Source organism: Dyella sp. (assembly GCF_036384435.1).
In the GTDB taxonomy this organism is placed as follows: Bacteria; Pseudomonadota; Gammaproteobacteria; order Xanthomonadales; family Rhodanobacteraceae; genus GSA-30.
The window spans coordinates 1-9,538 of sequence record NZ_DASVMI010000190.1; the positions used below are offsets into that span (position 1 = coordinate 1).

Here is a 9,538-nt window from a genome sequence, read left to right on the forward strand (position 1 = left end):
GAGGACGCGATCGTCCGGCTGCGGATCGAGCAGGGCCATAGCCCGCGACATCATGCGCTGGTTCATGCCGGCATTGACCTGGACGAAATCCAGCGGGCGGAATTCGAGCTCTACGTCATGCGCGGGGTTATCGTCAGCGGCGATGCGAAAAGCCAGCCGCGGCGCTTCTGGCCATAACGGGTGCACGCTGCTGATGCCTCCCGGCTGGAGATAGATCGCCAAATCGTGGGCTTGTCCGAACGCCACCAGCGCGGCCTGATCGGCCGAGCTGAGCGGTTTGAGATGGCGAAATACCAGCGCCATGGTGTCGTCACCTGCGGCAAATTCGATCTGCGCGATGTCGCTGGCCGCTTCCATGCCGCTGATCAGCTGACCGAGCAACCCGATCTTCGGCCCCAAGGCGGGATGCATGACTTCGCATTGCTCGATGTCAGCCACGAAACGCGGATTGTCTTCCTCGCGAAATCCCACCAGCGCGCGCCCTTTCTTGGCTACGTTGCGTACAGACAGGCGGCCCTTGCGGCGATATCCCCATGGCTGGTCGGTCAACGGTGCCAGCCAGTTCTCCGGCTGTACCTTGCCGATGCGCTCGAAGTTTTCTGCCAGGACGCGCTGCTTGGCTTCAATCTGCGAGGCCGCATCGAGATGTTGCAGTGAACAGCCGCTGCACTGGCCGTAATGACGGCAACGCGGATCGACACGGTGTGGTGAGCGGCTCAGCAATTGGATGACTTCGGCTTCGTCGAAGTTGCGATGCCGACGGCGGATGCGCACCAGGGCTTCTTCGCCGGGCAGTGCGCCACTGACGAAGACGGCCTTGCCGTCGATGCGGGCTACGCCACGGCCGTCGTGACTGAGATCGGTGATGGCGGTCTGGAACTCTTTCATTGCTTGAAAATACCGCACGCCCGCATCGTGGCGATCCGGGCGTGCCTTGAAAAACGTGGAATGGGCGGGTCGCGAGGCGGCTTACTTGCGCTTCCAGGCACCCGAGGTATCTTGATAATACCAGCCTGCCTTGGCGCGCTCGATCCAGCCCTTGGCAAAGGTGATGCGAATCTGACTTTCCCATTCGGGATGGTCGTTCGCATTGGCGACCTCGCGATACAAGGCATTGCGATCGCGGTTCTCATCGGCGACTGCGGCATTCACGGGAGCGCGCCGGTCCAGCGGCAGTGAACCGATGTCGCGCACGGCAACCAATCCATCCTGGGTAAAACCAACGGCACCGCTGTCGAACAACGGCCCTAACGTGGTGCGAAAGCGATCCTGCATGCGCGCCTGGATCGCCTCCGTAGCTGCGGTCTGCACCCGCAGGTTCGGGGTATCGGCGGCATAGGCGGCCGGCACCAGCAGGTCCAGGAGCATGGCGGCAGGACGCCCCCCCTTCTTCGACTCCGGCGCCGGCTTTATGTCGGCCGGGGCGGTTGCGCTATCGATCACGGTGCCGATGAACTGGTCGGCAGCCTTTTGCGCGGCGGCCTCGGGAAAATAGACATTGATCGTAACGCATCCCACCAGCGCGACCAGCACGGTGATCAGTAAACCATAGGCTAGCTTGCGCATGGCGACTCCTTCGACTGGGAGGCATGAAGTCAATGGACTTCCGGTGCGGCTCCCTCGGTGGCCGCCTTGAGGCGGCGCACCAGTGTTGGCCAGTCCACCTGTGTCTGGTGGCCGACCACCTGCAGGCGCGGCAACCCGCTACCCTCGAGGATAGTGTAACTGTCTCCGTCCCGATCGAGACCTCCCATGTGGCACAGGGAGCCTTCCAGCGTACAGTTGAGACCGATGCGCTTGTAGCTGAAAGTCTTGAAGATTCGCAGCACCGCGCCTTGCAGGCCGGATGCCAGGCCGCCACCACCGACGCTGGTGAGGTTGTTGACCGCGCGTTGGCTGATCTTGCCGCCATCAGGGGCGAGCAAGCTCGCCTTGAAAGCCACCGGGTTCCAGTTCACCAGGCGCAATTGGTCGATCGAGCCATCCATCCGTCCGGTGATGCTGCCGAAATCGAAGACACTGGTCAGCGCACCCAGATCGATGCGGCTCAGGCGGACATTGCCACTGAATACAGGCGTGGGACCAAACGGCTGTTGCAGGGACAAGCGCGTCATCTCGACAAAACCGTCGAACACGTTGACCGTCAGGCCACCTTCGAGCTCGAAGCGATCATCCACCCAGCGCAAGCCAGGAATGGCGCCCCCCAGTGTGCCGGAAAACTCAGGCCATCCCACCGCTCGGCTGAAGGCGGCCATGTCGATCCCTGTGAGCACCAACGAGGTGTTGAGCCGCTCACCCTTGCCGGCCGCTGGGCGCCAGGCGAACTCCCCCACATGCAACTTGCCCCCTAGCACAGGAACGTCCAACGGCCTTTGCAAGGCCATGGTGCCGTTACGACTCTGCCAATGAGCCTGCGCCGCACCGTTGGCGATGCGGTATATATCCAGGTTACGCCATCCCAGGGTCGTCGGCGGACGATCACCTTGGGCCGCCCAATCCATCCCTCCGCGAAGCCCGGCCACAGCAAGCCGCCCTTCGGCATCGGCGGCGTCCAGGCCGTCGGTGTCGAAACTGAAACTCTTCAGCGTGCCACCGTCGAGATTGAACATGCCGTTGACCTGCCCCTGGACGCGCATGTCACGTAGTCCAAGTGCCGCCAGCCAAGATTGGCCGTAACGGGTGTAGGCGGCGGGAAAGCGTGCCTGGAAGCGATCAAGCCGAAGTGTTTGCAGATCACCTTTGCCGTCGAAACCCAGTGAACCTTCCAGTTGCAATGCGTCGGCGTCGGTGACGCGCAACCGATCCATCACGAAGTTGCCGTGCTTGCTGCGCGCGTCGATACCGACCTGGACAGGATGGTCGGCAGGCAGGCGGGCGAAAAGCGGTCCCAGCAGGATATCTCCCCCACGAAGACTGGCATCCAGGCCCAGGCGGGCCTCCGGTCCGGTGGTATCGACAGAAAGCCGGCCGCCCCCCCCTAACTGTTGGCCCGCAAGACGGCCTCCAGGAGTATCGAACCCTATGCCGTCGAGGCTGAACTGGCCAGACGCCTGGATACCTTCGTCACGCGTATCGAGCGCCACATCCGCGTTGATCCGGCCACTGGTGGTGCGACCCGACCAGACGGTAGCCAGCAAGCCCTGGAGCCAGCCCGCAGGCATCGCATTGAGGTTGATCTGAGCATGCGAGGGTTGATCCAGCGGCAGCGCACCGCTGACCTGGGCCTGCCCCTGGGTGAGATCGATCTGCAAGGTATTGGCGCCATCGTCGATGACCATGGCGACCTTTGCATCACTCAAGGCCCCGCCCGGTGCATTGGCCAACTGCGCGCCCCCGGCGAACAGCCAGCGCAGCTCAGCATCCCTTTGCAGGGTGCCGCGCAGCGTAACCCCGACCTTGCGCCAGCCCATCACCGGAATATCGGCCTTTCCTACGTGAAACGCCAGGCGGATGCCGCCGCTGCCATCCTCGCCCAATTGGGCCTGTATATCCTGGAATTTCATACCCGCGAAGGCCATTTGTCTCGCCTTGACACACGTATCGGCGTGCGCGGACGCAGCCAGTCCTATTTCGGCCAGCAGAAGGAATATCAGCAACAGGCGGCTTGGTGCGAAACTCATGTCCAACCATTCTGCCAAAACAAGATGAACGACACGGACCCGTCATGACTTCTCCTATCGAAAATTCCTCCCAGACGCTTGCATTGGATGCCCCTCATCGCGTATTGGTCGCCGACGACGATCCGGCGAGTCTGCTCTTTCTCAGTGAAGTACTGCGCAAGCGCGGTCTTGAGGTCACTGGTTGCCCGGACGGCACCTCGGCCATCGCCCAGGGCAAAAGCCAGGCTTTTCGCATGCTTATCCTCGATTGCCGCATGCCGGGTGCCGGTGCCATTCAGGTGCTGACCGAATTGCGTGCCCATGGCTATGAGGGGGCTGCCGTTGCCACCAGCGCCGAGTTGGATGAGCCAACACGAATGAACCTGTTCGCACATGGCTTCCATGAAGTACTGCTCAAGCCGTGCCAGCCGGCCGAACTGGAACGTATCCTCGGCCTGGTTGATCCCCAGTTGGCAGGTCAACCCCTGCTCGACGACGCTCAGGCTCTTTCCAGCAGCGGCGATTCCCAGGTCATGAAGGCGTTGCGCAGCCTCATGCGCGAGGAACTGCTGCTGCTTGAAAAGGAATGGGCTGTGCTGGTGCAGGACAGGAGCCGGCTACGCGAACGATTGCATCGTCTGCTTGCTTCCTGCGGTTTTTGCGGAACGGCCTCGCTTGCCGCGCAAACCCAACTCCTGCAACAACGACTATTACACGGACAACGTCTGCCCAAGCAGCTGACCGATGGCTTCCAAGCCACGGTGCAAGCCACCATCAAAGCCCTGCAAGGCTGATTTCTCGCTAACCTCCACGAGCTCCCGCACCACCAAACACCCGCCAAGCGCGCAACTCGCCGCCATTGAGATGATAACGGATGACTTCGCGCATCATGCTGCGCAAAGCATTCAGTCCGGCGACATCGGGCTTCTCATCGTGCAACAAGGCCAATAGATCACTCCCTCGCAACGATTGCAGGGTCCCTGGAATGCAACGCACCGGCCCCTGCTCCACCTGATAGCGGTAAGTACGCTCAGGCTCGACCGGATCGCCCGTCTCCGCCTCCCAGGCCAACTGCAAGCCATAACCGAGGATCTCCAGCAGGTCACGCTCGAAACGGCGCACATTCCAGGCCAGGGATTCACCCGGCAGTTGAGCGAGCGTCTCGGCATAGGCCTGATATACATCAGGAATTGGATCCTGCCGCCCTGTCATCTTTACGATAAGTTCGTTGAGATAGAGGCCGGCAAGATTGGCGTCGCCGATCAGCCTGGTGAGAGGGCCGGCCGCCTCCATGCCCCTCAAAGTTGCCAGCTCCCCTCGATAAAGCAGATCCATCTCCAACGGCTGGAAGGGCTCAAGCAAGGCACGCTGCAAGCGTGCCTTGCTTCGCTCGCTCCGTACGCCACGAGCCACGACACCGATTCGCCCCAGGTCGCGCGTCAGGCATTCAAGCAATAGCGAGGTTTCCCGGTAAGGCCGGGAATGAAGCACATAGACAGGCTGCTGATCGATATGCATCGGGTCACTCGTTGCTGGCCGCCCGCCATGCGGACTGTGAGGTGGCTCGTTGGCGCGAACCGCTCACTCATAACCAAACTTCTTGAGCATGGACTCGTCGTCCACCCAGCCCTCGCGGACCTTGACCCATAACTTGAGAAACACCTTGCGTTCGAATACACGCTCCATATTGCGGCGAGCGGAGCTGCCGATGGCTTTGAGCTGAGCGCCGCCCTGCCCTATCACAATCGCCTTCTGGCCGTCGCGCTCCACCCAGACCACCGCATGAATCTCAGCCATGCCGTCCGGACGCTCGTGAAACTGCTCGATCTCCACCGTGGTGGCGTAAGGCAATTCTTGATCCAGGCGCAACATCAACTGCTCACGCACCATCTCGGCTGCAAGGAAACGCTCGCTGCGATCGGTGACCTCATCCTCGCCATAAACGGGTGGCTGTACCGGCAGACGCTTGAGGATGCCCTCTTCCAGACCTTTGAGCCCTTTTTCCTTGAGCGCGCTGACATAGTAGATGTCGTCGAAACTATGTTTGGCCATCAACTCGGACACGAAGGGCAACATGGCGCTCTTGTCCTTGGTCAGGTCAACCTTGTTGATCGCCAGCAACCGCGGCACTTTTTGCTCGACCAGTGCGTCGTAAAGCGTCTGATCCTCGTCGGTCCAACGTCCTGCCTCGATCACCTGGACGATCAGCTCCACTTCGCTGATAGCCGACCGCGCCGCACGATTGAGGCTGCGATTCATCGCACGCTTGGCCCCACGGTGCAGGCCAGGCGTGTCCACGTAAAGAATCTGCCCCGCCTCGCTGGTAGCGATACCCAAAATGCGATGCCGTGTGGTTTGAGGGCGCGGGCTGACGATAGATAGCCGAAAGCCTACCAAGGCATTGAGCAAGGTGGATTTACCCACATTGGGCCTTCCCGCCAAAGCCACCAGGCCACAGCGGAAATCATCGTGCGGCAGTTCGGGGGCACCGATGGGGTCGAAACTTTCGTGGTCGTTCATGGGCTTGAAGCCTGGTAGTCGCGCAAGGCGTGGGTGCCTCGCAAAAGGGCAGTCATTGTAAGGCAATGCACCGGCAAGCGCCGCCAGCGCGCATGCGTGCGTGGATCTGACCGGCACGGGGCCCCAGCAGGCATGGATTTATCCTGCCGTCTCCAGCAGTTGGCGTAGCACAGTTTCGGCGGCATCCTGTTCAGCCGCGCGGCGGCTCCCCCCGTGACCTTCGGCATGAATGGCCCTGGGCTCGGCGATGGCGCAGGAGACGTCGAAGGTCTTGGCATGATCTTCGCCAAGGGCACCAATCAGTTCGTATTGCGGCAGGGGCAATCCACGGGCCTGCAACCACTCTTGCAAGCGTGTTTTGGCATCCTTGGAGGAGCGAGGTAGCGCAGCGACTCGATCCTTGAAAAGCTCGAATACCACCTGGCGGCACGCCTGGAAACCACCATCAAGGTACACGGCCGCGAGCAACGCCTCGAAGGCGTCTGCAAGAATCGAGTCGCGCCGGAATCCGCCGCTCTTGAGCTCGCCAGGCCCAAGCCGGAGACGATCCCCCAGTTCCAGCTCACGAGCGATCACGGCCAGGGCCTGACCATTGACCAGTTGCGCACGCAGGCGCGACAACTCGCCTTCACTGGCATGAGGATGAACCTCGTACAGCAGTTCGGCGATAACTACACCCAGCAACGCGTCGCCGAGAAATTCCAGCCGCTCGTTGTTGGGCTTGCCCACGCTGCGATGCGTGAGCGCCAGATCGGCCAGCACCGGATCGTTGAAACGGTAGGAAAGCTTGGACAAAACGCTGTAACTCTTATTCGACGTTACCCTTCAAGGTAACGGATTTCTCAAAGTGCAGCAGGAAATCGATGTTGTAGAGGAACGGAATACGCTTGTCATACGCGACGGTCAGTTCCGCTGCATTGCCATTGCGATGCAGCGTGATGTCCTTGGGGGTGACCGTGGAATCGTCAACGTACTGGAAGCCCATCTTGAAGATCAGGTCGCGCCGCACCTCATCGAGGGACTTACCCTCCACGCCTGAACTGGACAACTGGTTCATGGCCTTCACCACGCCCATGTATTCGGTGTAGGACGGGACCAGCTTCATGGCCATGTAGCCAAAAAAGCCAACCACAATCAAAACCACCAGAAACCCGATCAGGGTGATGCCTGACTGACGCTTTTTCATAGTCCCCTCGCTACGCCGCCCCGGCGGCGGTGCCCCTAAACGCGTTTATACCAACCCGGCAAGCTGACAGCGGCTTCCCCGGCGCCAGACTTCTCGGATTTTGCCTGTAGTTGTGCCTCCGGTCACGTGCCCTGCATCGCGTTTGCGAAAGGGACCGAGACGGGAGGCACAGCCCGTAACAAGCTCAAATCAGTGAATCGAGGTACCAATACGCTTAGGATCGCTGATATTCATCCACACGAGGAACGCCCTGCCAGCCAGGTTCTGCTCTGGCATGCACCCCCACCAGCGACTATCCGTACTGTTATAGCGGTTGTCGCCCATGACCAGATAGCAGCCCTGGGGAACCAGCGAAGGCACCTTATCATTGGGGATCGAAGGCGGCGTGTTGTAGGCCGGCATGCGGGCAATTTTATGGGTCACATTGCCCAGATGCTCGTTCCATACCGTGGCGCCCATTTCCAGCATCAGACGTGACTCTTGCTGCTTGGGGTCGCCCACGTACGGCCCGATCGCATCGGCCGAAACCGGCACGTCATTGATCAACAGGGTGTCGCCATGCACCTCGATGCGATCCCCCGGCAGGCCGACCACTCGCTTGATCCAGTTCTGATTTTCCACCGGCGCATGCGGGTTAGCGCACGTAATGTCGCCACTGCGAACCATTTTTTCGCCGTCCTGGCACAGATAGCCGGGGAAACGGAACACCACCACGTCGCCACGTTTGGGCTCGCCCAGGGACAGGAATTTGGTGTTGAAGGCTGGCAGGCGCAAGCCATAGGAGAATTTGTTGACGAGGATGAAGTCACCCACATTGAGCGTGGGCATCATCGAACCGGAGGGGATGCGAAACGGTTCGGCCACGAACGAGCGCAGAACCAGCACGACCAACACCACGGGAAACAGCGATCGCGACCAATCCACTGCTACGGGTTCGGGAATTTCCTCTCCAGAGGCTGCAGCCCGCTCCTTGCGTGCCTTGAAGAAGAACATGCGGTCGATCAGCCAGACCACGCCAAACAGCACGGTCAAGCCAAGCAAGATCGCCGAAAAATCAAAATCCATGTACAGCTCCTGATAAGGCGGTCAAAGGTGCGAGGTCATCTTCCGGCATGAGGCATCAGCACCAGCGTCAATGACTTACTGTCCACCATTTCCCGTTTACTTGTCGACCTTCAATACGGCCAGGAAGGCTTCCTGTGGAATCTCCACGCGGCCAACCTGCTTCATGCGCTTCTTGCCTTCCTTTTGCTTCTCCAAGAGCTTTTTCTTGCGGCTGACATCGCCGCCATAGCATTTGGCAAGCACGTTCTTACGTAGTGCCTTGACGGTGGAGCGTGCAATGACTTGCGCACCGATCGCCGCCTGAATAGCGACATCGAATTGCTGGCGAGGGATCAGGTCCTTCATGCGTTCGACCAGGTCACGACCACGGCGGTCAGCATGGCTGCGATGCACGATCAGACTCAAGGCGTCCACGCGATCGCCATTGATGAGCACATCCACGCGCACGAACGGACCGGCGTCAAAGCGCTCGAAGTGGTAATCCATCGAGGCATAGCCGCGCGACACCGACTTCAGGCGATCAAAAAAATCCAGCACGACCTCGGCCAGCGGCATCTCGTAGCTGATCTGCACCTGAGTAGCCAAGTATTGGATCGAACGCTGCACGCCACGCTTTTCCTGGCATAGCGTCACGATATTGCCGATGTAGGCTTCTGGCGTAAGGATGTTGGCTACGATGATCGGCTCGCGAATTTCTTGTACCTGCGACGAACCCGGCAGCTTGGCGGGGTTGTCCAGCATCAGTATCGAGCCATCACTCTTGAGGATCTCATAGACCACGGTTGGTGCCGTGGTGATCAGATCCAGATCGTATTCGCGCTCCAGGCGCTCCTGCACGATCTCCATGTGCAGCATGCCCAGGAAGCCGCAACGGAAACCGAAGCCCATGGCCTCGGAGCTTTCGGGTTCGAAGAACAGCGCGGCGTCGTTCAGGCGCAGTTTGTCCAACGCCTCTCGCAAGGCGGTGTAGTCATCGGCCGAAACCGGGAACAAGCCAGCAAACACACGCGGCTGCATCTGCTGAAACCCGGGCAAGGGCTTATCGGCCGGCTTGCCTGCATGGGTCAGGGTATCGCCCACAGGGGCGCCGTGTACGTCTTTGATGGATGCAGTCAACCAACCCACTTCGCCTGCTCCCAGGCGATCGAGCTTCTTGCGCTTGGGGGTG

Annotated in this window: 10 protein-coding genes; 1 reads left to right on the forward strand and 9 read right to left on the reverse strand. The window is 60.3% G+C overall.

Annotated elements, in window-relative coordinates:
- The 3 genes from VF436_RS20450 to VF436_RS20460 form a co-directional block, all read right to left on the reverse strand.
- A partial coding sequence (locus tag VF436_RS20450; RefSeq protein ID WP_330905911.1) for a TRAM domain-containing protein occupies positions 1 to 888 on the reverse strand: 888 nt, incomplete at its 3' end.
- An 81-nt stretch (positions 889 to 969) separates the two neighbouring features.
- Entirely contained in the window at positions 970 to 1,566 is a 597-nt protein-coding gene (locus VF436_RS20455) for a YdbL family protein (protein ID WP_330905902.1), read from the reverse strand.
- Between the two features lie 29 nt (positions 1,567 to 1,595).
- Complete coding sequence (locus tag VF436_RS20460) at positions 1,596 to 3,620, reverse strand: hypothetical protein (protein WP_330905903.1); 2,025 nt, start codon at positions 3,618 to 3,620, stop codon at positions 1,596 to 1,598.
- Between the two features lie 44 nt (positions 3,621 to 3,664).
- Between VF436_RS20460 and VF436_RS20465 the strand changes: the two genes are divergently transcribed.
- Positions 3,665 to 4,393 carry a response regulator gene (locus VF436_RS20465; protein ID WP_330905904.1) on the forward strand — a complete coding sequence of 243 codons (729 nt, stop codon included), beginning with the start codon at positions 3,665 to 3,667 and terminating at the stop codon, positions 4,391 to 4,393.
- Between the two features lie 7 nt (positions 4,394 to 4,400).
- Here VF436_RS20465 and recO read toward each other — a convergent pair whose 3' ends face one another.
- From recO to lepA, 6 genes are all read right to left on the reverse strand, one after another.
- Positions 4,401 to 5,117: a DNA repair protein RecO gene (gene recO / locus VF436_RS20470; protein ID WP_330905905.1), complete on the reverse strand. Its 717-nt coding sequence runs from the start codon at positions 5,115 to 5,117 to the stop codon at positions 4,401 to 4,403.
- Positions 5,118 to 5,180: 63 nt separating this feature from the next.
- Positions 5,181 to 6,119, reverse strand: coding sequence for a GTPase Era (era, locus tag VF436_RS20475; RefSeq protein WP_330905906.1), 939 nt, complete (start codon positions 6,117 to 6,119; stop codon positions 5,181 to 5,183).
- A gap of 138 nt (positions 6,120 to 6,257) precedes the next feature.
- On the reverse strand, positions 6,258 to 6,914 hold the full coding sequence (gene rnc / locus VF436_RS20480; protein ID WP_330905907.1) for a ribonuclease III: 657 nt from the start codon (positions 6,912 to 6,914) through the stop codon (positions 6,258 to 6,260).
- A gap of 13 nt (positions 6,915 to 6,927) precedes the next feature.
- Entirely contained in the window at positions 6,928 to 7,305 is a 378-nt protein-coding gene (locus VF436_RS20485; protein WP_330905908.1) for a DUF4845 domain-containing protein, read from the reverse strand.
- A gap of 189 nt (positions 7,306 to 7,494) precedes the next feature.
- Positions 7,495 to 8,370, reverse strand: coding sequence for a signal peptidase I (gene lepB, locus VF436_RS20490; RefSeq protein ID WP_330905909.1), 876 nt, complete (start codon positions 8,368 to 8,370; stop codon positions 7,495 to 7,497).
- A 96-nt stretch (positions 8,371 to 8,466) separates the two neighbouring features.
- A partial coding sequence (lepA, locus tag VF436_RS20495) for a translation elongation factor 4 (RefSeq protein ID WP_330905910.1) occupies positions 8,467 to 9,538 on the reverse strand: 1,072 nt, incomplete at its 5' end.

Excerpts from the sequence above, each read along its gene's own strand:
- VF436_RS20455 (WP_330905902.1), bottom strand. The coding sequence starts at position 1,566 with ATGCGCAAGCTAGCCTATGGTTTACTGATCACCGTGCTGGTCGCGCTG.
- VF436_RS20460 (WP_330905903.1), bottom strand. The coding sequence starts at position 3,620 with ATGAGTTTCGCACCAAGCCGCCTGTTGCTGATATTCCTTCTGCTGGCC.
- VF436_RS20465 (WP_330905904.1), top strand. The coding sequence starts at position 3,665 with ATGACTTCTCCTATCGAAAATTCCTCCCAGACGCTTGCATTGGATGCC.
- recO (WP_330905905.1), bottom strand. The coding sequence starts at position 5,117 with ATGCATATCGATCAGCAGCCTGTCTATGTGCTTCATTCCCGGCCTTAC.
- era (WP_330905906.1), bottom strand. The coding sequence starts at position 6,119 with ATGAACGACCACGAAAGTTTCGACCCCATCGGTGCCCCCGAACTGCCG.
- VF436_RS20485 (WP_330905908.1), bottom strand. The coding sequence starts at position 7,305 with ATGAAAAAGCGTCAGTCAGGCATCACCCTGATCGGGTTTCTGGTGGTT.
- lepB (WP_330905909.1), bottom strand. The coding sequence starts at position 8,370 with ATGGATTTTGATTTTTCGGCGATCTTGCTTGGCTTGACCGTGCTGTTT.